Origin of the sequence: Mesorhizobium sp. M1399, assembly GCF_040317735.1 — a bacterium.
In the GTDB taxonomy this organism is placed as follows: Bacteria; Pseudomonadota; Alphaproteobacteria; order Rhizobiales; family Rhizobiaceae; genus Mesorhizobium.
This window is the reverse complement of sequence record NZ_JAMYKZ010000004.1, coordinates 418642-441736: the sequence shown is the minus strand read 5'-3', so window position 1 is coordinate 441736 and position 23095 is coordinate 418642. Positions and strand designations below refer to the sequence as shown.

Annotated in this window: 26 protein-coding genes; 15 read left to right on the top strand and 11 right to left on the bottom strand. The window is 63.6% G+C overall.

Annotated features, from left to right (window positions below; genetic code table 11):
* Nucleotides 1-280: 280 nt before the first annotated feature.
* Both secB and NKH05_RS09330 read right to left on the bottom strand, forming a co-directional pair.
* Entirely contained in the window at nucleotides 281-781 is a 501-nt protein-coding gene (secB, locus tag NKH05_RS09335; protein ID WP_023718763.1) for a protein-export chaperone SecB, read from the bottom strand.
* Nucleotides 782-894: 113 nt separating this feature from the next.
* Nucleotides 895-1386, bottom strand: a complete 492-nt coding sequence (locus NKH05_RS09330; protein ID WP_023718764.1) for an FxsA family protein — start codon at nucleotides 1384-1386, stop codon at nucleotides 895-897.
* Between the two features lie 198 nt (nucleotides 1387-1584).
* Between NKH05_RS09330 and NKH05_RS09325 the strand changes: the two genes are divergently transcribed.
* Genes NKH05_RS09325 through NKH05_RS09310 form a run of 4 tightly spaced genes read left to right on the top strand, consistent with a single transcriptional unit; the run spans nucleotide 1585 to nucleotide 4362 of the window.
* Nucleotides 1585-2292: a Tim44/TimA family putative adaptor protein gene (locus NKH05_RS09325; RefSeq protein WP_023718765.1), complete on the top strand. Its 708-nt coding sequence runs from the start codon at nucleotides 1585-1587 to the stop codon at nucleotides 2290-2292.
* A gap of 23 nt (nucleotides 2293-2315) precedes the next feature.
* Nucleotides 2316-3422, top strand: a complete 1107-nt coding sequence (gene mltA / locus NKH05_RS09320; protein WP_352481332.1) for a murein transglycosylase A — start codon at nucleotides 2316-2318, stop codon at nucleotides 3420-3422.
* Nucleotides 3419-3955: a Smr/MutS family protein gene (locus tag NKH05_RS09315; protein WP_352481333.1), complete on the top strand. Its 537-nt coding sequence runs from the start codon at nucleotides 3419-3421 to the stop codon at nucleotides 3953-3955. The genes mltA and NKH05_RS09315 overlap by 4 nt, the downstream gene beginning before the upstream one ends.
* A gap of 38 nt (nucleotides 3956-3993) precedes the next feature.
* A complete protein-coding gene (locus NKH05_RS09310; protein ID WP_352495417.1) occupies nucleotides 3994-4362 on the top strand; it encodes a helix-turn-helix domain-containing protein in 369 nt (122 codons plus the stop codon).
* A 9-nt stretch (nucleotides 4363-4371) separates the two neighbouring features.
* Here the strand turns inward: NKH05_RS09310 and NKH05_RS09305 are convergent, their stop codons facing one another.
* The 3 genes from NKH05_RS09305 to NKH05_RS09295 form a co-directional block, all read right to left on the bottom strand.
* Nucleotides 4372-4989 carry a transglutaminase-like cysteine peptidase gene (locus tag NKH05_RS09305; protein WP_023718769.1) on the bottom strand — a complete coding sequence of 206 codons (618 nt, stop codon included), beginning with the start codon at nucleotides 4987-4989 and terminating at the stop codon, nucleotides 4372-4374.
* A gap of 212 nt (nucleotides 4990-5201) precedes the next feature.
* Nucleotides 5202-6479, bottom strand: coding sequence for a polyhydroxyalkanoate depolymerase (locus NKH05_RS09300; RefSeq protein WP_352481335.1), 1278 nt, complete (start codon nucleotides 6477-6479; stop codon nucleotides 5202-5204).
* 253 nt (nucleotides 6480-6732) lie between these two features.
* On the bottom strand, nucleotides 6733-7092 hold the full coding sequence (locus tag NKH05_RS09295) for a septal ring lytic transglycosylase RlpA family protein (RefSeq protein WP_352481336.1): 360 nt from the start codon (nucleotides 7090-7092) through the stop codon (nucleotides 6733-6735).
* 304 nt (nucleotides 7093-7396) lie between these two features.
* On the opposite strand from NKH05_RS09295, the gene NKH05_RS09290 reads away from it, so the two are divergent.
* On the top strand, nucleotides 7397-7582 hold the full coding sequence (locus NKH05_RS09290) for a hypothetical protein (RefSeq protein ID WP_023718772.1): 186 nt from the start codon (nucleotides 7397-7399) through the stop codon (nucleotides 7580-7582).
* 59 nt (nucleotides 7583-7641) lie between these two features.
* Here NKH05_RS09290 and NKH05_RS09285 read toward each other — a convergent pair whose 3' ends face one another.
* The 4 genes from NKH05_RS09285 to tauA all read right to left on the bottom strand — a co-directional run bounded on the left by NKH05_RS09285 (nucleotide 7642) and on the right by tauA (nucleotide 10575).
* The gene (locus tag NKH05_RS09285; RefSeq protein ID WP_023718773.1) at nucleotides 7642-7830 is read right to left on the bottom strand and encodes a hypothetical protein; all 189 of its coding nucleotides are present in this window, start codon (nucleotides 7828-7830) and stop codon (nucleotides 7642-7644) included.
* A gap of 19 nt (nucleotides 7831-7849) precedes the next feature.
* Nucleotides 7850-8716 carry an ABC transporter permease subunit gene (locus NKH05_RS09280; RefSeq protein ID WP_352481337.1) on the bottom strand — a complete coding sequence of 289 codons (867 nt, stop codon included), beginning with the start codon at nucleotides 8714-8716 and terminating at the stop codon, nucleotides 7850-7852.
* Nucleotides 8713-9486, bottom strand: a complete 774-nt coding sequence (locus tag NKH05_RS09275; protein WP_352481338.1) for a taurine ABC transporter ATP-binding protein — start codon at nucleotides 9484-9486, stop codon at nucleotides 8713-8715. Before NKH05_RS09275 ends, NKH05_RS09280 begins: the two co-directional genes overlap by 4 nt.
* Before the next feature lie 75 nt (nucleotides 9487-9561).
* The gene (gene tauA, locus NKH05_RS09270) at nucleotides 9562-10575 is read right to left on the bottom strand and encodes a taurine ABC transporter substrate-binding protein (RefSeq protein ID WP_352495419.1); all 1014 of its coding nucleotides are present in this window, start codon (nucleotides 10573-10575) and stop codon (nucleotides 9562-9564) included.
* A gap of 842 nt (nucleotides 10576-11417) precedes the next feature.
* Here tauA and NKH05_RS09265 point away from each other — a divergent pair.
* From NKH05_RS09265 to NKH05_RS09255, 3 genes are all read left to right on the top strand, one after another.
* A complete protein-coding gene (locus NKH05_RS09265) occupies nucleotides 11418-11870 on the top strand; it encodes an RrF2 family transcriptional regulator (RefSeq protein ID WP_352592220.1) in 453 nt (150 codons plus the stop codon).
* 61 nt (nucleotides 11871-11931) lie between these two features.
* A complete protein-coding gene (locus NKH05_RS09260) occupies nucleotides 11932-13281 on the top strand; it encodes an FAD/NAD(P)-binding protein (RefSeq protein ID WP_352481341.1) in 1350 nt (449 codons plus the stop codon).
* Nucleotides 13282-13619: 338 nt separating this feature from the next.
* Nucleotides 13620-13970 (top strand): winged helix-turn-helix transcriptional regulator, encoded by a 351-nt coding sequence (locus tag NKH05_RS09255; RefSeq protein ID WP_352481342.1) that lies wholly within the window; start codon nucleotides 13620-13622, stop codon nucleotides 13968-13970.
* A 111-nt stretch (nucleotides 13971-14081) separates the two neighbouring features.
* Here the strand turns inward: NKH05_RS09255 and NKH05_RS09250 are convergent, their stop codons facing one another.
* Together NKH05_RS09250 and NKH05_RS09245 are read right to left on the bottom strand one after the other, a co-directional pair.
* Complete coding sequence (locus tag NKH05_RS09250) at nucleotides 14082-14729, bottom strand: cysteine hydrolase family protein (RefSeq protein WP_352481343.1); 648 nt, start codon at nucleotides 14727-14729, stop codon at nucleotides 14082-14084.
* Nucleotides 14726-15055, bottom strand: a complete 330-nt coding sequence (locus NKH05_RS09245) for a hypothetical protein (protein ID WP_023718782.1) — start codon at nucleotides 15053-15055, stop codon at nucleotides 14726-14728. The genes NKH05_RS09250 and NKH05_RS09245 overlap by 4 nt, the downstream gene beginning before the upstream one ends.
* A 172-nt stretch (nucleotides 15056-15227) precedes the next feature.
* Between NKH05_RS09245 and NKH05_RS09240 the strand changes: the two genes are divergently transcribed.
* The 7 genes from NKH05_RS09240 (at nucleotide 15228) to NKH05_RS09210 (ending at nucleotide 22978) form a co-directional block, all read left to right on the top strand.
* A complete protein-coding gene (locus NKH05_RS09240; RefSeq protein ID WP_352481344.1) occupies nucleotides 15228-15395 on the top strand; it encodes a hypothetical protein in 168 nt (55 codons plus the stop codon).
* A gap of 416 nt (nucleotides 15396-15811) precedes the next feature.
* Nucleotides 15812-17236, top strand: coding sequence for a pyridoxal-phosphate dependent enzyme (locus NKH05_RS09235; RefSeq protein ID WP_352481345.1), 1425 nt, complete (start codon nucleotides 15812-15814; stop codon nucleotides 17234-17236).
* Complete coding sequence (locus tag NKH05_RS09230; protein WP_352481346.1) at nucleotides 17233-18414, top strand: cystathionine gamma-synthase; 1182 nt, start codon at nucleotides 17233-17235, stop codon at nucleotides 18412-18414. Before NKH05_RS09235 ends, NKH05_RS09230 begins: the two co-directional genes overlap by 4 nt.
* Nucleotides 18415-18681: 267 nt before the next feature.
* A complete protein-coding gene (locus tag NKH05_RS09225) occupies nucleotides 18682-19659 on the top strand; it encodes a GlxA family transcriptional regulator (protein ID WP_353025290.1) in 978 nt (325 codons plus the stop codon).
* A gap of 292 nt (nucleotides 19660-19951) precedes the next feature.
* A complete protein-coding gene (locus NKH05_RS09220; protein ID WP_023718786.1) occupies nucleotides 19952-21256 on the top strand; it encodes a M24 family metallopeptidase in 1305 nt (434 codons plus the stop codon).
* A gap of 20 nt (nucleotides 21257-21276) precedes the next feature.
* Nucleotides 21277-21954, top strand: coding sequence for an isochorismatase family protein (locus NKH05_RS09215; protein ID WP_352481348.1), 678 nt, complete (start codon nucleotides 21277-21279; stop codon nucleotides 21952-21954).
* 16 nt (nucleotides 21955-21970) lie between these two features.
* Nucleotides 21971-22978 (top strand): alpha/beta hydrolase, encoded by a 1008-nt coding sequence (locus tag NKH05_RS09210; protein ID WP_352495422.1) that lies wholly within the window; start codon nucleotides 21971-21973, stop codon nucleotides 22976-22978.
* Nucleotides 22979-23095: the final 117 nt, after the last annotated feature.

Below are 23095 nucleotides of genomic sequence, written 5' to 3'. Positions count from 1 at the left end.
CGCCGTGTGTCCGCCGCTCCGCTAAACACGGGGGCTGCGCGGCGGACACGCCGACGTCACAGCTACTGCCACGCCATTTTTGCAGAACTTGACGCACACAACTGCGCCTCGCTCATTCCTGCGACGATGAAGGATTGGCGAAGGCTGACGTGAAGTTCCGATCTCCCCACTTAAGGGGGAGATGGCCGGAAGGCCAGAGGGGGCACTGTCCCGCCAGCGGCTCATAAAAAAACCCGGCGCAAGGCCGGGTTTCTCAAACGCTATCGAGACACAAACGCCTTCAGCTCACCTTGACCTTGGCGGCGGCCTGGTCCTCGGCCAGCTTCTGCTGGAACATCTGCGCGAAATCGATCGGGTCGAGCATCAGCGGCGGGAAGCCGCCATTGCGCGTTGCCTCGGCAATGATCTGCCTGGCGAACGGGAACAGCAGCCGCGGGCATTCGATGAACAGTATCGGCAGCATGTGCTCCTGCGGGAAGCCGCTGATGGAGAAGACGCCGCCATAGACCAGTTCGACATTGAACAGCACTTCCTGGTCGAACGATGCCTTGGCATTCAGCGTCAAATTGACGTCGAACTGCTTGTCCGAAAGCGGGTTGGCGTTGACGTTGACGTTGATGGCGATGCCGGGGGCCTTGTCGCGGCCGCGCAGCGAGTTTGGCGCGCCGGGGCTTTCGAAGGACAGGTCCTTCACATATTGCGCAAGCACGTTGAGCGAAGGCTGCTCCGCATTTCCATTACCGTTGGCTGCGCCGGTCGGGGCGTCGTCGTTGCTGGCCATAAGCTGTGATCCTTTTGCCTGGGCAGCGTTGCTGACCGGATTGAAATTCGGGCGTTCGCTATCATGGCCGGCACGACAAGACAAGTTTGCAAAAGACGCCGGTTGCCTTGCGGCTACTCGTCCTTGAGGCGGCGCCAGGGAGAGTCAGGCCCGCGCGCATGGTCGTCGGCGCGCGAATAGTCGCCGTCGTCGAGATCGATGGTCTTGCCGCGTTGCCTTGCCCGCAAACCAACGCCGAAATCGGTGGCCAGCACGATGCGGCCTTTCAGCATCCGCCAGGCAAGATCGCGCACCGGTGGCAGGAACAGTAGAATGCCGAAAATATCCGAGATGAAGCCGGGGATGATCAAAAGGATCGCGGCCAGAACGATCATGGCGCCGTGCGCAAGCTGGCGGCTCGGATCGTGGCCGGCATCCATTTCGGCACGGACCCTGGCCATGACGCCAAAACCCTGGTGTCGAAGGAGCAAGGCGCCGGCGACGCTCGAGGCCAGCACCAGCCCGACCGTCGCCAGCGCGCCGATCTGGCGGCCGACAATGACGAAACCGGCTATCTCCAGCAGCGGAAGCGCAAGAACAAACAGGGGAAGCAGCGAGATACGCAAATCTTGACCGATCGTTTCGATGTTTTGCCGGCCGGCGAGCAATCGCCGCTGGCACCAGAGCTGTTAGATAGGTATGGCTGCCTTTGATTTGAATGATTGCGCCATGCGTTCTATATGCTTTGGATACTGAACGCTATGTGATCGCGGCCCTTGCTTGGCCGCTGGTCCGGCCAAAGCAGGGATTGATTGGCGCAAGATATGGGCTTCTTCGACTTCGGCACAATTTTCTTTCTGATTGCGGCGGTGGTGATCTTCTTCCAGCTGCGCAACGTGCTTGGCCGACGCACGGGCAACGAACGCCCGCCCTTCGATCCATATACGGCAGGGCGCAAGAACGACAAGGATGCCGCCCAGAAACCCGAGAACGTGGTTTCGCTGCCGCGCAAGCGGCTGGCGGGAGAGCCGGCGGCCGATGCCTATACGGCGATCGACGCCTTTGCCAAGCCCGACACAGATCTCAACCGGGGCCTGCGGGCGATCAAGGACAATGATCCGACCTTCGACCCGAAGACCTTCGTCGACGGCGCCAAGATGGCCTATGAGATGATCGTCATGGCCTACGCCGATGGCGACCGCAAAACCTTGAAGAACCTTTTGTCGCGCGAGGTCTATGACGGCTTTGTCGCGGCCATCGGCGACCGCGAGGCAAAAGCCGAAAAAATCCAGTCCTCCTTCGTCGGCATCGACAAGGCCGACATCGTTTCGGCCGAGATGAAGGGCAGCGAGGCGCACATCACGCTGCGCATTGTCAGCGAACTGATTTCAGCGACCCGCGACAAGGCCGGCGCCGTCATTGACGGCGATCCCGAGACCGTCGCCGAGGTCAAGGACGTCTGGACCTTCGCTCGTGACGCGCGCTCGCGCGATCCGAACTGGAAGCTCGTCGCCACCGAAGAAGAAGACTGAACTGGACGGCGGCGGGGGCTGTCGTGTCGCTTTCTCGAGTCTTCAGCGAAAAGTCCTTTGGCGAATTGCCGGGCTGGGACGAGGACGACCAACTCCCTGCCTTTGACGCCTTTCGCCGCTCGGCCTTTCATGTCCTGACGAAACCCTACCGCTCCGGCGCGCTCGGCGTCGATTTCGGCGCCTTTGCCGAAGCCTATGCCGCAGCGCGCACCGTTTCGCCGGCGAATCGGTTGGAGGCCCGAAGCTTCTTCGAGCGCTACTTTGTGCCGGCCCATATAGGGGCGGAAAACGGCGGCCCAGGCCTCGTCACCGGCTTCTACGAGCCGGAGGTCGACGCCTCGCCGGTGCGCACGCGACGATTTTCGGTGCCGTTGCTAACCCGCCCGGCCGACCTTGTCGACATCGACGATGGCAATCGTCCTTCCGGCATGGATCCTTATCTTGCCTTCGCTCGTGCGGCGCCGAACGACCCGGTCGAATATTTCGACCGCGGCGAGATCGAACGCGGCGCGCTCGCTGGACAAGGCCTGGAAATCGCCTGGCTCGCCGACAAGGTCGATGCCTTCTTCATCCACGTGCAGGGCGCGGCGCGGCTCAACATGACCGACGGGGAGCTTTGCCGCGTCACCTATGCCGCCAAATCCGGCCAGCGCTTTACCGGACCGGGCAAGATCCTGAGCGACGAAGGCGAGATCCCGCTGGAAAAAGTGACGATGCAGTCGATCCGTGCCTGGCTCAAGGCGCGTCCGGAGCGCGTCGACGAGATCCTTTGGCGCAACCGCTCCTACATCTTCTTCCGCGAGATGGGCGTCGACGACCCGGAGCTCGGCCCGGTCGCTGCCGCCAAGGTGCCGCTGACACCCTGCCGCTCGATCGCCGTCGACCGGCTGCTGCACACGTTCGGCACGCCCTTCCATATCGATGCGCCGTCGCTGACCGCCTTCGACGAAAAACCGTTCCGGCGGCTGATGATCGCACAGGACACCGGCTCAGCGATCATCGGGCCGGCCCGCGGCGATCTGTTCGCTGGGTCGGGCGATGCGGCCGGCGAGATCGCCGGCGTTATCCGCAACGCCGCCGATTTTTATGCGCTGATCCCCCGGCCGCTGGTTTCAGGAGCAGACCGATGACCCGGCGCATCGACAGGCTGAGCGAGGACGACCGGGTCCTGTGGAACCTGGTGGCGCGCACGGCAAAGCCGCTGAAGGGCAAGATCGCCGTCGATATTCCCAAGCTTGGGCCGGAGATCGACGAAACCAGGCAGGTGCCGCCGCCGGCACAGGTCGCGGGCAATGCTGCCGCGGTCGCGAAACCGAAGGCGCAGCATGTTTCCCACGCACTCGACGAACCGACGCTGGACAAGCTGTCGAAGGGCCGGCTGCCGATCGAGGGCCGCGTCGACCTGCATGGCCTGACCCAGGACGAAGCCTATTCGCTGCTGTTTTCCTTCCTGCACCGGGCGCATGCCGGCGGCATCCGCTATGTCCTGGTAATCACCGGCAAGGGCTCTTCGTCGGGCGGCGACGGCGTCTTGCGACGCGCCGTGCCGTCATGGCTGTCGACGCCCGCCTTCCGGCCCCTTGTCTCCAGCCACGACCATGCCGCCCGCAATCATGGCGGCTCGGGCGCGCTTTACGTCCGTCTGCGGCGGGCGCGCTCTTGAGGATGCGCCCATGAGGATGCGCCAATGAGGATGTGCTCGTGACCCCGTTCGGCGAAAAGCTTCGCGTGCTGCGAAACGAGCGCGGCGTCACCCAGAAGGACATGGCCAAGGCGATCGGCGTCAGCGCAGCCTATCTCTCGGCGCTCGAACACGGCCGCCGCGGTGCGCCGAGCTGGACGCTGATCCAGAAGATCATCGGCTATTTCAACATCATTTGGGACGACGCCGAGGAACTGGCGCGGTTGGCCCAAACCTCGCATCCGCGCGTCAGGCTCGACACGTCCGGCCTTAGCCCGGCGGCGACCGAGCTTGCCAATCTCCTGGCCGACAACATCGAAAAGCTCGACGAAGCCGAGCTTCGCCGCATCATTGCGTCGCTCCGCGCCGCGCTGAACCGGCCGAAATGAGTTGCTTTGTTACTGGACCGAGCCGACCAGAACCTGCTGGCCGCCGCGGATCGAGACCCAACGGCCGGTATTGTCGATCGCCTGCCGCTTGAGGAAACGATAGCCGGTCTGGTCCCAGGAACGGACCTGGTCGGTCAGATTGTCGAGGATGTAGTCGCCCTTGTCGGTGCGCACCGTCAGCACGGCGTGGCCTTCGCCATCCGGCTTGCGCACGACGGTCATCAGCAGATCGGCAAACGAGACGCCCAGCCGGTTCAGCTCACGGCGCTTTTCCAGGACATAGTCCTCGCAGTCGCCGACACCCTTGTCGGGATAGGCCCAGACCTCGTCCTTGCCGTAGATGTCGAAGTCGCTCTCAGGCTTGACGGCGGCGTTGACCTTTACCGTGACGCTGAGCAGCTTGCGCCACAGCGAGCCGGTCATGCTGGCGGGCGACAGATCCTTCGGGCGGATCGAGCATTCCGACGGGTAGGTCTTGCAGAAATCATAATGGCCGATCGGCTGCGACGTCGGACCACCTGTTATCATCGGGCTGGCTGCCGAGGCCGAACTGGCCCAACCTGCCGCCACAGTAAGTCCAGCCAGCGCGCACAGGCGTAGCGTTCTCGCCATTGGTGAGGAAATCATTGTCCCCGCTTGTCCCTTGTTGTTAACGAAACGTTAAGGGGTATTTACAGTCGGTGTCAATTATGAGGATGGATTGATTTTTGCGGCATGGTTACCTGCGTGGCGCCAACGCGACTATTGTGCAACAGGTCGACCGGCCGCACGGCCCCGCCAACCGATGATTTTGGCATTGACCGACCTGATGCGGATTGACGGGCATCATCGCTGGTCGCCTATTTCTTGCCGGTCCTGACCAGCTTGGGCTTCACCGCAACACGGTTCTGGCGGCCGTAGCTGGTAATGAAATCGACGATGCGCGGCACGATTTCGGAGCGGAAGCGCGAGCCGTTGAACACACCGTAATGGCCGACCGCCGGCTGCATGTAATGGGCGTGCCTGTCGGCCGGAATGTTGATGCAGAGGTCGTGCGCCGCCTTGGTCTGGCCAAGGCCGGAGATGTCGTCGTTCTCGCCCTCGACGGTGAACAGGGCGACATTGCGGATCGCCGAAGGGTCGACCGCCACACCGCGATGCGTCATTTCGCCCTTGGGCAAGGCCTGGCGGACGAAGACGGTATCGACGGTCTGCAGGTAGAATTCTGCCGTCAGATCCATCACCGCCAGGTATTCGTCATAGAATTCGCGGTGCTTCTCGGCATTGTCGCCGTCATGCTTCACCAGGTGCATGAAGAAGTCTTTGTGGGCGATGATGTGGCGATCCAGGTTCATGCTCATGAAACCCGAAAGCTGCAGGAAACCGGGATAGACCTCGCGGCCGAAGCCCGGCACCGGCCAGGGCGCGCGCATGATGACGTTGTCGCGGAACCAGTCGATGCCCTTTTCCTGGGCCAGCAAATTGACCGCCGTCGGGTTGCGGCGCGTGTCGATCGGGCCGCCCATCAGCGTCATCGTCGAGGGCACGAAAGGATCGCCCTTGGCTTCCATCAGCGCCACCGCCGCCAGCACCGGCACCGACGGCTGGCACACCGCCATCACGTGGGTGTCGGGTCCCAGCGCATGCAGCATGTCGACAATGTAGTCGACATAGTCGTCGAGGTCGAAGCTGCCGTCGGCAAGCGGCACCATCCGGGCGTCGACCCAGTCGGTGATATGCACGTCCGCATAGGGCAGCATCGCCTCGGCCGTGCCGCGCAACAGCGTCGCATAGTGGCCCGACATCGGTGCGACGATTAACAGCTTCGGATCCGGCCGGCGCCCGGCCGGGACAGCCCGCTCGAAACGGACCAGATTGCAGAACGGCCGCGACCAGACGGTGCGTTCGCTGACCTCGACGGTTTTCCAGTCGACCACGGTCTTGGTCAGGCCGAATTGCGGCTTGCCGTAGCGGCGTGTCGTGCGTTCGAACAATTCGGCCGTTGCCGCGACCGAGCGGCCCCAGGACGTGTGTGAAACCGGATTGAGCGGATTGGAGTAGAACAGGCGCACCGCATCGGCATAGAGGCGGGCCGGCTGCAAGGCGGCATGGTTCAGTTCGTAAAGCTGGTAGAACATCGAGAACCCCGCTGCCGACTGCGATCGAAGGGCCGACGAGCAGCGCCGAGCCTTGTCTTGCGGGAGGTTAGCAACAATTTGCTGCGATGCAATACGTCAACTTGCGTGATTTATGCTCATTCTTTCGTCCAAGATGTTGGGAATCCGCCTTCAACGGCAACAGCCGGCTCAATGTGCACCTGCGAAGGCGTAGCCAAGGGTACGCCTATCGGTGCGATCGTCGGAGGAGGTGTCCGGCCTGGCGCTCTGACTGTTAGACGCGTGCCATGCAGACGGCGGTATGGCCCGAGCTGATGAAGCCGAGCTGGCTGGCGGCGCCCTTCGACAGATCGAGCACGCGGCCCCTGATAAACGGGCCGCGATCGTTGATCCGCACGACGACGCTGCGGCCATTGTTGCGGTTGGTCACCTTCAGCTTGGTGCCGAACGGCAGGCTGCGATGCGCTGCGGTCAGCGCCGACGGGTTCATGCGTTCGCCGGAAGCGGTTCTGGAATGCAGTGAGTACCAGGAGGCACGGCCGCACTGAGCGGCGGCGCTGGCAGTGGATGCGCCGACCATCAGGCCAGCCGCGATCATGGCCGCGGCAAGCGCGGTCTGGTTGCTTTTGTTCATGTGTTGGGGACTGGCTCCGTTGACAGACCCGCAGCGGTTAGAGGCGAATGAGGCAGCAAATGCGGCAATGATCTGTCGGTTCCATGACAATGTTACACGTTTGGAGTCGGTGCGAAACAATTTGTCAGAGAGTTTCCGCAGCAAGGCACAGCTTCTTTGATGATCTTCGCATCGACCTCAGCACGTCTTGCACAAGATCAGAGATTTGCATCTAAGTAGAAGTTGGCCTGACCGGGCCGCTTCTTTCGCTGTTCCATTCCGGCAGGAGCGCGGCCGATGATCGACTTGGAAAGGAGTTTTAGCAATGAGATTGATCAAAAATCTGCTGGCGTTGATTGTGCTCGCCATCGGCGTGCTGTGGTCATTGCAAGGCATCGGCCTTATCGGCGGCAGCTTCATGACCGGCCAGTCGCAATGGCTCTATGTCGGCATCGTCACCGCGCTGGTTGGCTTGGCCGGCCTGGCCTGGGCGAACCGTTCGCGCGTTTGAGCAGGCGTCGATCCTCAGGCTCCCGCCAGAGCAGCGCACAGCGGACCTGTGGCGGCCGGTCACCGCGACCAGTATTGCCAGCCCCAGTAGAAACTTTCGTCGCGCGGCGGTAAGCGGTTGCGCTCCGCGTCCAGATGCACCGGCGTCGGCGCTTTGCGTTCGTCCTCAGGCGGCTGTTTGTCTCCGGCCTTGATCAGGCGGAGCCAATGGCCGAAACGCGCAAGCAGCACAGCGGTGGAATGGGGCATCGTCACGTCTCCGATCCGGTCACTCCCGCCCCGCCCACGGGACGAGCACCCGCTCGATCCTGCGGATGATGAATTCGAGCACGAAGGCAATGGCCGCGATCACCAGTATGCCCATCACCACCACGTCGGTGACGAGGAACTGGGCGGCGGACTGGATCATGAAGCCGAGCCCGCGCGTCGCCGCCACCAGCTCGGCGGCAACCAGCGTCGACCAGCCGGCGCCAAGCGCGATGCGCAGGCCGGTCAGGATCGAGGGCAGTGCGCTGGGTAGGATCACGTGCCGGACAAGCTGCGTGCGGGTCGCGCCAAGCGCGCGTGCCGCATTGATGCGTTCCTGCGAGACGCCGCGAACACCCGATGCCGTCGACAGCGCGACCGGCGCCAGCATGGCGATGGCAATCACCAGGATCTTGGACGGCTCGCCAATGCCGAACCAGATAATGATTAGTGGCAGATAGGCCAGCGGCGGGATCGGCCGCAGCAATTCGAGCAGCGGATCGAAGATGCCGCGCCCTATGATGCTGATGCCGATAGCCAGCCCGATGGGAACGCCGACGAAAACGGCCGCGATCAGCGCTGCAAATACCCGCCACAGACTGGCGGCGATATGCTGGAGCAGCGTCGCGTCGACAAAGCCGTCACGGGCGACGACGACAAATTTGTTCCAGACTGCCACGGGCGACGGCAGGAAAACCGGCGACACCAATTGCAGGCGGGCCGACAGTGCCCACGCCGCCAGCACCACCAGAACAGTGATCGCGCTGACCATGCGGGCCGAAACGCGGCTGCGTCTCGGCCGCGACCGCGACCATGGCACGGACAGCGCGTCGGCTCCGTCGTCGGCCTTGGAGCGCTGCGGCCGCTCGGTATAGGAGGTAACGGTCATGCTGCCTCTCCTTCGAAGATCGCATCGGTCAGCTCGCCGCGCGCCGCGGCGAAGGCGGGATCGGCCTTGATGCTGCGAATGGCCTCGCCGGCTGCATAGCGCCGGCTGAAGCCGGTTTCGAAACTCCGCACCACCCGCCCAGGGTCGGGAGCCAGCACAATGATGCGGGTTGCGAGCACCAGCGCTTCCTCGATGCCGTGCGTCACCATCAGCACGCCGACATTGCTTGCCGTCCACAGATCGAGCAGCGTTGTCTGCATGCGTTCCCGTGTCAGCGCATCGAGCGCGCCCAGCGGCTCGTCGAGCAGCAGGAATTGCGGCTCGGCCGCCAGCGCCCGGGCCAGGCCGACGCGCTGGCGCATGCCCCCGGAAAGCTCCCAGATGCGCTTGTCGCCGGCACCGTCGAGCTTCACCAGCGCCAGCAGCGCATCGGCGCGCCGCGCCCGTTCACTTGGCCCGACGCCGCGCAGCCTGAGCGCAAAGGCGACATTTTCCCGCGCGGTCAGCCACGGAAACAGCGCGTCGTTCTGGAACACGACGGCGCGGTCCGAGCCTGGCGCCGTGATCGGCCTGCCGCCTACCGTGGCGCTGCCGCGCACAGGCTCGACCAGGCCCGCAGCGACATTGAGCAGCGAGGTCTTGCCGCAGCCGGAGCGGCCGACCAGGACAACGAAGTCATCCTTGGCGACGTCAATCGACACGCGTTCGACGGCCGGCGCCGGCTGGCCTTCATAATGAATCGAGACTTTGTCGAGCAGGAGATGCGTCATGTGGCGTCGCCGATATTCTGAATCTGCAGGCAACGCGCACGTCAGGGAAGGGAGGACGCGCGCATTGAGCGGTCGCTAATTCGAGGCAAGCGCCTCGCCGACATATTTCGACGACACGTATTTCGAATAATCCGGCAGCACGGCGTCGATCTTGCCCTGCTCCTTGAGGAAGGCCGACGTCGCCTCGACTGCCTTGACCGTGCCGCCACCGAGGAACTTGTCCGAGGCCTGCTCCTCGAGCGTCGGGAAGACATAGCCCCTCAGCAGTTGCGGCACGTCTTCGAGCTTGGCCCCGGTGATCCTGGCGATCTTGGCCGCTTGCGGCGAGGACACCGACCATTGATCCGGCTTGGCCAGGAATTCGGCATAGGCAGCGCCCGTCATTTTGACGAAGTCGCGCACCGCCTCCGGGTTCCTTTCGGCGAAGTCGGTGCGCACGATCCAGGCGTCGAAAGTCGGCGCGCCCCAGGCGGCGACCTGCGAGGAATCCAGCACGACCTTGCCCGACGTCTTGATCTGGCCGAGTGCCGGATCCCAGACATAGGCGGCGTCGATGTCGCCGCGCGCCCATGCCGCCGCGATCTCCGGTGGCCGCAGATTGAGAATATCGACCGACTTCGGCTCGACACCCTCATGCTTCAGCGCCGCAAGCAGGCTGTAATGCGTCGTCGAGACGAAGGGTACCGCCACCTTCTTGCCGGCAAGGTCGGCGACCTTCTCGATGCCGGCGCCGTTGCGGGCGACAAGGGCCTCGGATTCGCCGATCAGCCCGACAATGAAGATGGTCTGGATGGGAAGCTCGCGGCTCGCCGCCGCCGCCAGCGGGCTCGAGCCGACATAACCGATGTCGACCGAACCGGAAGCGACGGCGGCGATCACGTCGGCGCCGGAATCAAATTTCCGCCAGTCGATTGCCGCCTTGGTCGCGCTCTCATAGGCGCCGTCGGCCTGCGGCACCTTCGAGGGTTCGACGACCGTCTGGTAGCCGATAGTGATCTTGAGGTCCTTCGCATGGGCTGGGCCGAGAAAGCCGGCACCAGCCAGAGCCGCCGAGGACAGGAGAACGACGCGTCGCGAAATAGTGGACATGAAAGGCTCCTTGAAAAGAGAAAAATCGGATCGCTCCCTCATAGTCAGCTAAGTCTATAAGGCTTGTAGAGTTAAATCCTTCCAACCATTGCCGTCTTGTTAGAAAAAAGCCGTCAGTGGCGCGGCGCGAAGGCGGATATGGCGGCTGCAGCGGGCCTCGGCCTAAGGTCTGTTGACGGTCAGGTCAGCCGAAACAGAGACGGAATGGCGCGCACTATTGGATCTGCATTCATTGGTCAGTATAGCGGCATCGATCCTCGGGTCTCCGCTGCGTCGCTGCTTTGAACAATGGCGCAGCACCTCAATTGCCTTCTTGGCTCCACCTCGCCTCTGGCTTCGCTGTCCGTTGGAGCGACCGGTGATTGCGCCATCAGCCGCAAACAAGAATTTTCCGTTTTGGCCCGGTCACCGGCAAATCCATGCTGCGAACGGCCGAACAATTGAAAGTGAATTTCCTGTGCTCGGGGTTAAGTCTAGTATTCTTATGGACATTGAAGGATTGGAGAGGACGATGAGCGACGCCACCCTCCTTGTTGCCGCGCGCGGCATGCTTTGGCCTTCAAATTCAGGGACAGAAGCTGCTGTCGGCCGGTCGGGACATTCCTGTCGCCGGCCAGTTTGCCGGTGTCCCATTGGCGGCGGCTCCTGTGCTCGTAGGGCCACAAGCCCCGGCCAAAATGGCCATTGCGGCTTGAAAACGAAACAAAATCAACGTTTCTTGGCTTGTATATCATGTCACTAGAATTTATCTGTAGTGACAGCTTGGACGCGGCGGGGAGGCACGCCAGGCGTTTCGCAACCGATGGCCTTGGGTCATCGCATGACAGAGAAACGTTCGGGTTATGCTCACGAAAAAAGGTAAGTACGGCCTCAAGGCGCTCGTTCATCTGGCGCGCCTGCCGGTTGGACAGCTCGCCTTCGTCAACGACATCGCCCGCGCAAACAATATTCCGAAAAAGTTCCTCGATGCCATCCTTGGCGAATTGCGCAATGCCGGTTTCGTCCAGAGCCGCAAGGGCAAGGAGGGCGGTTATCGCCTGGCGCGCCCAGCGGACGAGATCAAGGTCGGGCACGTCGTGCGCGTGCTCGACGGGCCACTTGCCCCCATTCCTTGCGCCAGCCGCACCCAGTATCAGCGCTGCGAAGATTGCAACGAGGCGACATGCCAAGTCCGACATCTGATGCTGGAGGTCCGGCAGGCCATCGCCGAGGTGCTGGACCAGCGCAGCCTCGCCGAGATGCGCGACATCGCCGGCGACGAAGACCTTTCGGTGCCGTTGAAAATCCAGGCCTGAATCAACAAAGCCTGACCCGAGAATTCCGGAACCAATGGCTCCCAAGACAATTGGTGCGCGCATGACCGGACGCGCAAATTCGATCATTCCAACTTCGATCATCATTGTCGGTGGCGGCGCCAGCGGCGTCGTGCTTGCCGCGCATCTGCTGAAGTCGCCCAATCCCGATCTCCGCGTCAGCCTGGTCGAAAAACGCCCGCATTTTGGGCAAGGCATGGCCTATTCAACGCTGCTCTCAGCCCATGTGCTGAATGTCAGCGCGTTGGGCATGAGCGCCTATGCCGACGATCCCGGCAATTTCTCGCGCTGGCTACTTGAACGCGGCCTGGCAACGCCGGAACAGGCACCGGTCTATGCGCCGCGCAGCGTCTACGCCCGCTATCTCAAGGAGCTGCTCGACGAACTCGAGGCGCGTGAGCAGCAGACGGGCCGGCTGCGCCTGATCCGCGAGGAGAGCCTGTCGATCTCGCCGACCGCGTCCGGCGTCGAGGTGGCGCTGGCCAACGGCACCAGCGTGGTTGCGCATCTTGCCGTGCTGGCGACCGGCCATGACGAGGAGCCGGGGGCGGGGCAGGGCCACGCGATCAGGATGGGATCCGAGGCCGACAGCGCGCTCGACCCCGAAGCCCGAGTCCTGGTGCTGGGCACGGGGTTGAGCATGGTCGATGCCTTTCTGTCACTCGAGCAGCGCGGTCATCGCGGCGCGATCGTCGCGGTGTCGCGGCGCGGCCTGCTGCCTTCGCCGCATCGCAAGGGCAATCCCATCAAGCTCGACGTTGCCGATATCCCGCTCGGCACCCAGCTTTCCTATTTCGTCGGCTGGTTCCGCGACCTGATCCGGGAAAACCAGAAGGCCGGCATCGACTGGCGCGACGTCGTCGACGGTCTGAGGCCCTTCAACCAGAAGATCTGGCAGAACTGGCCGTCCTCGGCCAAGCGCCGCTTTGTCGAGCACACCAAGGCGTGGTGGGACATCCACCGCCATCGCATGGCGCCGCAAGTCTACGCCCGCGTTACGGAGGCGGTGCAGGCCGGCCGCATCCGGCTTGTCGCCGGCCGCATCGTCGACATCGCCGCAGGCTACACCGTAGAGGTCCAGTCCCGCCACACGCAGCGCCTCGAAAGGTTCGATGTCGCCCGCATCTATGATTGCACCGGCATCGCCAGGGATATCTCGACCACCTCGAACAGCGTGGTGCGGTCGCTGGTCGACCGTGGGCTGGCACGGCCGGATCCGCTGCGGCTCGGCCTCGATGTGACCGCGGACTGCGAGGTCATCGCCGGCGATGGCACAGTATCGGCCAAGATTTTGGCGGTCGGGCCGCTGACGCGCGGCACCTTCTTCGAGATCGACGCCATTCCCGATATTCGCGTGCAGTGTGCGCGGCTAAGCAAGCGATTGCTCGGATAAGGCCCCCTTTGTCTTGACGCAATTTCGGATGCAAGACCGCCGCCGTTGGGTGAAAAGATCTCGACCGCATAACCTCGCGGTGAAGGCGAACCAGGGGTGCGGGAGCTAGCTCCGCCAGAAGCCGACCGGCCAGCCCGTGGTGGTCGAGACAGCCGGGTTGGCGATGACGATCGCCACACGTTTCGGCTGTTGCGCGTTGACCGGATTGGCGTCGCGTACGCTCATCTTCGTTCTCCTCCCTGGATTTTGTGGCCGGCGAGGCCGTGAGCCGCGACCCCTGGCCAGATGACCGGGCGAATTCTGCTTCCGTCGTCACCATGCCTTGCCTACCATGGCGCATGACCCAACGCGGAAGACTCTACGGCTGCCCGGTCGAGTTCGCGCTCGACGCGCTCGGCGGCAAATGGAAGACGGTGATCCTGGCGCACGTCAAGGAACAGCCGATGCGCTATTCCGACCTGCGCCGGCTGATCCCCTCGCTCTCGGACAAGATGCTGACGCAGCGCCTGGCCGAGCTTGTCGAGATCGGCTTCGTCACGCTCGAGATGTCGCCCGACGGCAAGGGGCGCTACGCCTTGACCGGGCGCGGTGAAGATCTCGCCGCCGCGCTCCAGGCGCTCTACGACTGGGGAAGCGTGCATGGCCGCGCCGAGGGCGTGCGTTTTCGCACCGATAGCGCAGCCACCTAGATCAATTCCGGGAAGCGCGGAGCGGTTTTCTGTCCGCAATTGCGAGACAAAGCGATGGAGCGGTTCGACGTTTGCGTGAAAGGGTGGATCGCTCTAGCAAGCCGACTGTCCTCAACCCGGTCCGGCAAGCGCGCTGCAGAAGCTGGCGACATCGGTGACAACGGCTTCGCCGAGGAAGCGTAGCGTCGCCATCGAGCGGTCGCGCGCCTCGCGGTTGCCGAAGCCACAGGCATCCTCGATGACCACGGCGACAAAGCCATTGTCGGTCGCCTGGCGAACGGTTGGCTCGATGCCGATCTCCATGGCGATGCCTGCGAGCGCTATCGTGCGCACGCCGCAATCGCGCAAGGCAAAGCCGAGCGCGGTGGAATCGAAGGCCGACATCGTGAGCTTGTCGAACACCGCCTCGTCATCGCGGGGTTCCAGCTCGGGCACGATCCGCGTCGCTTCGGCGTCGCGCGGGAACCACGGCTCAACTGTGTCGGGGCTGTCGCGCCGCTGCCAGGCCATGGCGGTGCGCAGCTGCGTCGCGCCCATCCATTTGCGCGGCAGCGACAGATGGCGCGTGAACGCTACCCGCATTCCGGCCACGCGCGCCGCTTCCAGCACCGTGCCAGTGCGCTCGACGATGGTGGCGGCGCCGGCCACCTGGCGGCAGATGCCGACCTGCATGTCGTAGACCACCAGCGCCGTGCGGCGCGGATCGCACCACTCAGCCAGGCTGGCCGGGATTTCGATCCCGTCGCGCGACCGGATCATGCCGCCGTCCGGTCCCACGGCTTGGCGATGTCGACGGTCGGGTCGAACAGGAATTCCAGCGGCAATGGCGCGTCAAAGGCGATGAAGTGCCATTCCAGCAGCCCGGCCTTGGACAGCGGGAAGTCCTCGGTGTAGCGCCGCGCTTCCGCGACGCTGTCGAGCTCGAAGACGATGATGACGCCGCCAATATCGCCGCGCGCATAATTCTCGCGCACGATCCCCGCCTTCCAGAGCCGCCAGACGTTCGACACTTCGTCGCGCAAATAAGGCCGCAGGTCGTCGAGCGTGACGCCGGGCTTGAAATTGTCATAGGCAAGAATCTTCATCGGCCATTCCTTGCATTGCTGTTCGACCAGCGCCGGGTAGCATGGCGGAATCAGCGGCGGCAACGAACGAGATGGTGCGTTGAAACGGCCGCACGATTGCCGTTCTGTGCCGTGCGACCCTACGGACGGCCAGGCGGCCGCGGTATAGTTTTCGCTGAGGAGGAAAAGCGCAGTGACCATCGAAAGGCTGAACCCCGAGGGCATGCACAGCAACCCGGCCTATTCGCAAGGCGTGTCGCTGCCGCCATCCGCGCGCATCGTGCTGGTCGGCGGCCAGAATGGGGTCGACGCGCAAGGCCGGATCGTCGCCAGGGACGATCTCGCTGCGCAGACCGCTTAGGCGCTCTCCAACCTGGCAAAGGTGCTCGAAGCCGGTGGGGCAAAGCCTGAAGACCTCGTCAGCCTCTCGGTCTATATCGCCGGCGACCTGGACATAGGGCCGGCCTTCGGCGCCTGGATGGCCTTCTGGGCAAACCGCGGCGTGCCCCGATCATCAAAGTGCTGCGCGTCGCCGGCCTCGGTAATCCGGATTTTCTGATCGAGATCGAAGCCCAGGCCGCGATCGCCTGAACCCTAAGCAGGTTCTGCAAATCTTTTGCCCAGCCTCGAGGCTGGCGAAGCTTTCGCGAAATTCCATTCCCCTGCTGGCGGCCGGATTGGCACGATCTATCTTCTTTACAACTGCAAACGGCTGGAAAAGACGGTAGGTTGCCGTCTTCCAGGGCGGTTGCTCATTCTGGCAACGGAGCATCTGACATGAGCAAGCACAAGATCGTGGCACCGGACGACGCATCGTCCCGCTTGCGCCCGCCCTATGCCTCGGTTCTCGATCTGATCGGGCAGACGCCGGTCGTCGAGCTGACCAAATTCGACATCGGCAAGTGCCGGCTGTTCATCAAGCTCGAAAGCCAGAATCCCGGCGGCTCGATCAAGGACCGCATCGCGCTGTCGATGATTGCCGCCGCCGAAAAACAGGGCAGACTGAAGCCCGGCGGCACCATCGTCGAGGCGACCGCCGGCAACACCGGTCTCGGCCTCGCCCAGGTCGGCATCCCCAAGGGCTACCGCATCATCCTCGTCGTTCCCGACAAGATGTCCCGCGAAAAAATCCAGCATTTGCGCGCGCTCGGCGCCGAAGTGCGCATGACGCGCTCCGATGTCGGCAAGGGCCATGCCGAATATTACCAGGACATGGCCGAAAAGATCGCCGTCGAGCTGCCCGGCGCCTTCTATGCCAACCAGTTCGCCAACCCGGCCAATCCGCTGGCTCATGAAACCACGACCGGACCGGAAATCTTCCAACAGCTCGAAGGCGACGTCGACGCGGTTGTCGTCGGTGTCGGCTCCGGCGGCACGCTGACCGGGCTCGGCCGCTATTTCGCGAAAGTCTCGCCGAAGACCGAGATGATTTTGGCCGATCCGGTCGGCTCGGTGCTGGCGCCTTTGATCAAGACCGGCAAGATGGTAGAGGCCGGAAGCTGGACCGTCGAAGGCATCGGCGAGGATTTCGTCCCGCCCAATGCCGATCTGTCGCTGGTCAGGAAGGCCTATTCCATCCCCGACAAGCAGAGCATGCTGGCGGTGCGCGACCTGCTTTCGAAGGAAGGCATCCTCGCCGGCTCGTCTTCCGGCACGCTGCTTTCGACGGCGCTCCGCTATTGCCGCGAGCAGACCGTGCCGAAGCGCGTCGTCACCTTCGTCTGCGACAGCGGCAACAAGTATCTGTCGAAAGTGTTCGACGACTTCTGGTTGGCCGAACAGGGCCTTGCCGAGCAGGAGCAGCATGGCGATTTGCGCGATCTGGTGATGCGCTCGCATCGCACCGGCGACACCGTGTATGTCGGCCCCGACGAAAGCCTGCTCAACGCCTATGGCCGCATGCGCCGCTCGGATGTTTCGCAGCTGCCGGTGCTGGACGAGGGCAAGCTCGTCGGCATCATCGACGAAAGCGATATCCTGGCCAAGGTCGAAGGCCCCTATGACAGCCGCTGGGACCGCTTCAAGGCCCCGGTCAGTACGGCCATGACCTCTACCCTGCACACGCTGCAGGCCAGCCAGACGCTGGATGCGCTGCTGCCGGTGTTCGACCGCAACGAGGTCGCTATCGTCTTCGATGGCGACGAATTCATTGGCCTGATAACCCGTATCGACCTGATCAACCATCTGAGGCGCGCCCGATGACCGTCAAAGCCACCGTATCGGGCAGGAACCGCCTCGCCTTCTCGACGCGCACCATCCATGGCGGCCAGAGCCACGACCCGACGACGGGCGCGGTGATGGTGCCGATCTACGCGACCTCGACCTATGGCCAGCAGAGCCCGGGCGTGCACAAGGGTTTTGAATATGCCCGCAGCCAGAACCCGACCCGCTTTGCCTTCGAGCGCGCTGTGGCCGACCTCGAAAGCGGCACAGCCGCCTTCGCCTTCGCTTCGGGGCTGGCGGCGATCGCCACTATTTTCGAACTGCTCGATTCCGGCGCCCACATCGTCGCCACCGACGACATCTATGGCGGCACGTTTCGGCTGCTTGAGCGGGTGCGCAAGCGCTCGGCCAACCTCCAGGTCGACTTCGTTGACTTCACTGATCTTGCCGCGGTCGAAGCGGCGATCCGCCCGGAAACCAAGCTGCTCTGGGTCGAGACGCCGACCAATCCACTGCTGCGTGTCGTCGATCTCGAAGGCGTCGCGGCATTGGCCAGGCGCAAAGGCGTGCTGTCGGTCGCCGACAACACTTTCTGCAGCCCCTATCTGCAGCGGCCGCTGGAGCTCGGCATCGATATCGTTGTTCACTCGACGACGAAATACCTCAACGGCCATTCCGACATGGTCGGCGGCGTCGCCGTGGTCGGCGACAACAAGGATCTCGCCGATCGGCTGAAGTTCCTGCAGAACGCCATCGGCGCCATTTCCGGGCCATTCGACAGTTTCCTGGCGCTGCGCGGCCTGAAGACGCTGGCGCTGAGGATGGAGCGTCATTCGTCGAACGGCCAGAAGATCGCGCACTGGCTGGAAAGCCGCCCCGACATCCGCCGTGTTATCTATCCCGGCCTGCCCAGCCATCCGCAGCACGCCATCGCCAGGCGGCAGATGCACGCCTTCGGCGGCATGATCACCATCGAGCTCGACCGCGACCTCGCCGGCACCAAGCGCTTCCTCGAGCACACGCAACTGTTCACGCTGGCCGAAAGCCTCGGCGGCGTCGAAAGCCTGATCGAGCACCCCGCACTGATGACGCACGGCTCGATCCCGGCGAAAAAACGCGCGGAGATCGGGATATCCGATTCGCTGGTGCGCTTGTCGGCCGGGATAGAGGATGGTGATGATCTGATTGCGGATCTGGATCAGGCGCTGGCGAGTTGAGTGCACGATGCCGAAACGACGGCGGGACAGCGCCCCCCTCTGCCCTACCGGGCATCTCCCCCACGAGGGGGGAGATTGGCCGTCATCTTGCGCTTTCGCCAATCTCCATCGCTGAAACACGGACGGACGGCGAAGCTGCCGATCTCCCCCCTTGTTGTGGGGGAGATGTCCGGCAGGACAGAGGGGGGCGTGAAGGATCACCAAAGATCGGAGCCTACACGCTGCTCCGTTGACCTTGGCGCCATCTGGCGAAATGGTAGTCTCCCTATGAACAACCGACACCGCAACCAACCGACGGTAAGCGACACTCCGCTGACCTTCGCCATCCTGGTCTTCCCCGGTTTTCCGATGATGGCGTTCAGCTCGGTGATCGAGCCGCTCCGCGCCGCCAACGTGCTGGCGAAGCGGAACTGCTATCGCTGGATAATCGTCGGCGCCACCGAAGGCCCGGTCGAGGCTTCTAATGGCGTCGTCATCCAGCCCGGCTTTGCCGCCCATGACGCGCCGAAGGTCGATCGTGTCGTCGTCTGCTCGGGCGGCGATGCCGATCATCTCGTCGCGCACGATGCGGTGAGCTGGATCCGCAGGAGCCTGCGCGGCGGCGCCCATATCGGCGCGGTGGCGGATGCCGCCTTCTTCCTGGCTCGGGCCGGCCTGCTCGACGGCCATGCCTGCACCTTGCACTGGACCAGCCAGGGGGCTTTCATCGAAGCGTTTCCGGATATCGAGCTCAGGCGCGATCTCTATGTCATCGACCGCAAGCGCTTCACCTCGGCCGGCGGCGTCGGCAGTCTCGACATGATGCTGGAGATCATCACCAACGATTATGGCGCCGAGCTTGCGGCCGGCGTCGCCGAATGGTTCGTGCACAGCCCGCTGCGCTCCAGCGTCGACCGCAAGCTGATGCCGCTCAGGCTGCGGACCGGCGTGCAGAACGAACTGGTGCTGTCGGCCATCGCCATCATGGAGGATGCGGTCGAAGAGCGGCTCGGCATGGCGGAACTGGCCAACAAGCTCGGCGTCTCCTCCGATAAGCTCGAACGCAATTTCCGCTCCGAACTCAGCATCTCGCCCAACGGCTACTACCGCCGTCTGCGCCTCAAGCGCGCCGCCGACCTGCTGGCGCATTCGACGCTGATGGTGCGCGACGTGGCGCTGGCCTGCGGCTTCGCCTCGATGTCGAGCTTTGCCCGCGCGTTCCGGGAGGAGCATGGCCACGCGCCGAAGGTGATGAGGAGGCACTAGCGGCGTTAATCGCTCCACGCTGAGTTCCCGCCCACCCCCCTCTGGCCTGCCGGCCATCTCCCCCTCAAGGGGGGAGATTGGTAGCTTCGCAAGCAAAGCTCACTCGACAACTTTGGAGATTGGCGAAAGCTGAAGTGACGTCCAATCTCCCCACCTGAGGGGGAGATGGCCGGCAGGCCAGAGGGGGGTGCTGTCCGGCCAGCCTGTCTACGGCATCCAGCACAACATTTGCGGTTTTCCGCACAACGCCCGCACGTCCTTTGCTCCATGGTCTCGCTTCCAGGAGGCACCCATGAGCATCGTCGTTTTCGACCCCGACAGCACCGAGGACGTTGACTTCAAGGACCGCATGCGGCATCCGGCTGCGGCCGATCCGGCCGGCGGCATGTGGTTGTCGGATACCGAGCCGTCCTTCATCAATGCCGACGCGCTGCGCAAGGGGCGACTGGTCAAGCTGCGCGCGTGGATGCGCGAGGCCGGCTATGGCGGCGTCGTGCTGTTCGACCCCTACAACCAGCGCTACGCCACCGGCTCGCGCAACATGTTCGGCTATTTCCTGCGCAACTCGACGCGCTACTTCTTCATCCCGACCGAAGGGCCGATCGTGTTGTTCGAATATCCGCAGAGCTACCATGTCTCGATGGTGCTCGACACGATCGACGAGGCGCGGCCGTCGAAGCTGGTCTGGTCTTCGGTGTCGGGCCGTGACGACGAAACAGCCGGCCCGTTCGCCGATGAGATCGCCGAATTGCTCAAGGCGCATGGCGGCGGCTCGATGAAGCTCGGGCTCGACCGCTGCAGCCATCTGCAGGCACTGGCGTTGGAAAAGCGCGGCTGCGACGTCCGGGATTGCCAGGGCGAGATTTTGGCGGTGCGCGCGGTCAAGACGCCAGAGGAAGTAAAATGCCTGCAGGTGTCGATGGCTGGCGCCGAGGCTGCGGTCTATGCGGTGCGCGAGGCGATCAAGCCCGGCGTATCCGAAAACGAGTTGTTCGCCATCATGTATGGCGAGGTGATCCGCCAGGGCGGCGAATTCATCGAAACCCGTTTGCTGACCTCGGGCCAGCGCACCAACCCATGGTTCAATGAGGCGAGCGGCCGCAAGATCAGGCCGGGCGAACTTCTGGCGCTCGATACCGACACGATCGGCTGCTACGGCTATTATTCGGACTTTTCGCGCACCTTCCGCTGCGGCCCGGGCAAGCCGACCGATTATCAGAGATCGCTCTACCGCATGGCGCACGATCAGGTTCAGCACAACATCGGGGTCGTCAAGCCGGGCATGGCGTTTCGCGAGATTGCCGAAAAGGCCTGGAAGATCCCGGACCGCTTCGTCGACCAGCGCTACACCTCGGTCATGCACGGCGTCGGCATGCATGGCGAGACGCCGTTCATCGCGCATGCCATGGATTACGAGACCTATGGCCGCGACGGTGTCATCGTGCCCGGCATGGTGGTCAGCGTCGAAAGCTATATCGGCGAAAAGGGCGGCCGCGAGGGCGTCAAGCTGGAGGACGAGATCCTGATCACCGAGACCGGCACCGAACTCCTGTCGCGCTTTCCCTATGAGGACGATTTCCTTGACAGGCACGTTTGAGTGCTGACAGGCAGTTTTGCATGAAAAGCCCGATCTCGATCAAGCGCGGCAAGGCGGCGGCGGTGTTCATCGATCTCCAGGAGGAGCATCGGCGGGACAAGCGCTATCTGGTCGAAGGCTATGGCGACATTCTCGCCAACGTCCAGCGGCTGCAGCAGGCGGCTCGGGCCAACAATGTGCCCCTGTACCACTGGGCCTATATCGTCGATCTCGCCACGGCACGGCCGTTCCACCCGGTCGAGGCCAACGGCAAGTCGGCGTTTTCCGACAAGGACGATCCACTGACGGCGATCTGTCCGGAAGTGGGCCCGGCGACAGGCGAGACGATGCTGGTCAAGACCGATGCCAGCGCCTTCCGCGCGGGGCCTGCCGCCGAGCGGCTGAAGGCCGATGGCGTCGAGTGGCTGGTCGTTGCCGGCGTCTGGACCGAGGCCTGCATCGATGCCACCGTAAAGGACGCGGTGGCGCTCGGGTTTCGCGTGCTGCTGGTCAAGGATGCCTGCGGCAGCGGCAGCACGGCGATGCATCAGACGGCCATTCTCAATCTCGCCAACCGGCTCTATGGCGGCGCCGTCACCACCACCGACGGCGCCTGTCGGCTGCTGGCCGGCGAGACGGTCGAAGCCTGGCAGGTCGAGGGCTCGGTGCCATTGCGCTTCAGCTACGAAAACGCCGCCCGCCTCTACGCCGAGCTCTGAGCGGGACCGCGCCGCGATGATCACCGAGGCCGATCGACCAGAAACGACAGAGCGCGGAAAATACCAAACGCTGCTCGATCCGGAGCTGTGGGCCTATATCGACCGGGTCAATGAGTCGTATCCGCCCGAGATCGTCTACATGCCGATCGACAGGCAGCGGGCGGTCTATGACGCCATGTGCCGGGCGTTCCGCGAGCCCTATCCGTCCGGTGTCAAGGCCAGCGACAGCGCGGTTCCTGCCATTGACCATGCGATCCCGGTCCGGCGTTACCAGATGGCGGGCACGGCGCCACAAGCGATGGTCGTCTATTATCACGGCGGCGGCTTCGTCCTTGGCGGGCTCGACAGCCATGACGACATCTGCGCCGAGATTTGCGCCGGCACTGGCTTTCCCGTTCTGTCCGCAGACTACCGGCTGGCGCCCGAGCATCTGCATCCGGCGGCCTTCGAGGATGCGCTGGCCGTATTCGAATGGGCTGCGGCGACGACCGGCCTGCCGCTCGTACTCTGCGGTGAGAGTGCCGGCGGCAATCTTGCTGCCGCAGTGGCGCAGGCGACACGCCGCCATCCTCGCCATGCGATCGGCCAGGTGCTGATTTATCCCGAGCTCGGCGGTGACGAGCTAGACGGCCCCGAGCTGGACAGCAAAGAGCGCGCCGGCTCCTATGTCGAGCACGCAGAGGCGCCACTGCTGACATTGCGCGACGTCGAATTCTATCGGCATATCCGGGCAGGGAAGGGGCAGTCGCCGGAAGACCCGACATTTTCGCCGCTCGGCGATACGGACTTCTCTGGCCTGCCGCCGACCGTCGTCATCACTGCCGAATGCGACCCGCTGTCGGCTGACGGCAAGGCCTATCGCGATCGCATCCTTGCCGCCGGCGGCAAGGCATGGTGGCGCGAAGAGCCGCGGCTGGTGCACAGCTTCCTGCGCGCCCGCAAAACCGTACCGCGCGCCGGCCAGGCGTTTGAGCGCATAATCGCGGCAATAGCCGCGCTGGGCGGAGGTGATTGGCCTGAGTGACGCGGACCGTCCTCCAATCTCCACTGTCGCGGAACAGCGCACAACAACTGCGGAAACCCGAACACTGCTTCGGTCAGGCCAGCCCTATCATCACGCCACGTAAGGAGCCCGCATCCG

Coding starts and splice junctions, on each gene's coding strand:
- secB (WP_023718763.1), bottom strand. CDS start 781: ATGGCCAGCAACGACGACGCCCCGACCGGCGCAGCCAACGGTAATGGA.
- NKH05_RS09325 (WP_023718765.1), top strand. CDS start 1,585: ATGGGCTTCTTCGACTTCGGCACAATTTTCTTTCTGATTGCGGCGGTG.
- NKH05_RS09315 (WP_352481333.1), top strand. CDS start 3,419: ATGACCCGGCGCATCGACAGGCTGAGCGAGGACGACCGGGTCCTGTGG.
- NKH05_RS09305 (WP_023718769.1), bottom strand. CDS start 4,989: ATGATTTCCTCACCAATGGCGAGAACGCTACGCCTGTGCGCGCTGGCT.
- NKH05_RS09300 (WP_352481335.1), bottom strand. CDS start 6,479: ATGTTCTACCAGCTTTACGAACTGAACCATGCCGCCTTGCAGCCGGCC.
- NKH05_RS09295 (WP_352481336.1), bottom strand. CDS start 7,092: ATGAACAAAAGCAACCAGACCGCGCTTGCCGCGGCCATGATCGCGGCT.
- NKH05_RS09290 (WP_023718772.1), top strand. CDS start 7,397: ATGAGATTGATCAAAAATCTGCTGGCGTTGATTGTGCTCGCCATCGGC.
- NKH05_RS09285 (WP_023718773.1), bottom strand. CDS start 7,830: ATGCCCCATTCCACCGCTGTGCTGCTTGCGCGTTTCGGCCATTGGCTC.
- NKH05_RS09280 (WP_352481337.1), bottom strand. CDS start 8,716: ATGACCGTTACCTCCTATACCGAGCGGCCGCAGCGCTCCAAGGCCGAC.
- NKH05_RS09275 (WP_352481338.1), bottom strand. CDS start 9,486: ATGACGCATCTCCTGCTCGACAAAGTCTCGATTCATTATGAAGGCCAG.
- tauA (WP_352495419.1), bottom strand. CDS start 10,575: ATGTCCACTATTTCGCGACGCGTCGTTCTCCTGTCCTCGGCGGCTCTG.
- NKH05_RS09265 (WP_352592220.1), top strand. CDS start 11,418: ATGCTCACGAAAAAAGGTAAGTACGGCCTCAAGGCGCTCGTTCATCTG.
- NKH05_RS09260 (WP_352481341.1), top strand. CDS start 11,932: ATGACCGGACGCGCAAATTCGATCATTCCAACTTCGATCATCATTGTC.
- NKH05_RS09255 (WP_352481342.1), top strand. CDS start 13,620: ATGACCCAACGCGGAAGACTCTACGGCTGCCCGGTCGAGTTCGCGCTC.
- NKH05_RS09250 (WP_352481343.1), bottom strand. CDS start 14,729: ATGATCCGGTCGCGCGACGGGATCGAAATCCCGGCCAGCCTGGCTGAG.
- NKH05_RS09245 (WP_023718782.1), bottom strand. CDS start 15,055: ATGAAGATTCTTGCCTATGACAATTTCAAGCCCGGCGTCACGCTCGAC.
- NKH05_RS09235 (WP_352481345.1), top strand. CDS start 15,812: ATGAGCAAGCACAAGATCGTGGCACCGGACGACGCATCGTCCCGCTTG.
- NKH05_RS09230 (WP_352481346.1), top strand. CDS start 17,233: ATGACCGTCAAAGCCACCGTATCGGGCAGGAACCGCCTCGCCTTCTCG.
- NKH05_RS09225 (WP_353025290.1), top strand. CDS start 18,682: ATGAACAACCGACACCGCAACCAACCGACGGTAAGCGACACTCCGCTG.
- NKH05_RS09220 (WP_023718786.1), top strand. CDS start 19,952: ATGAGCATCGTCGTTTTCGACCCCGACAGCACCGAGGACGTTGACTTC.
- NKH05_RS09215 (WP_352481348.1), top strand. CDS start 21,277: ATGAAAAGCCCGATCTCGATCAAGCGCGGCAAGGCGGCGGCGGTGTTC.
- NKH05_RS09210 (WP_352495422.1), top strand. CDS start 21,971: ATGATCACCGAGGCCGATCGACCAGAAACGACAGAGCGCGGAAAATAC.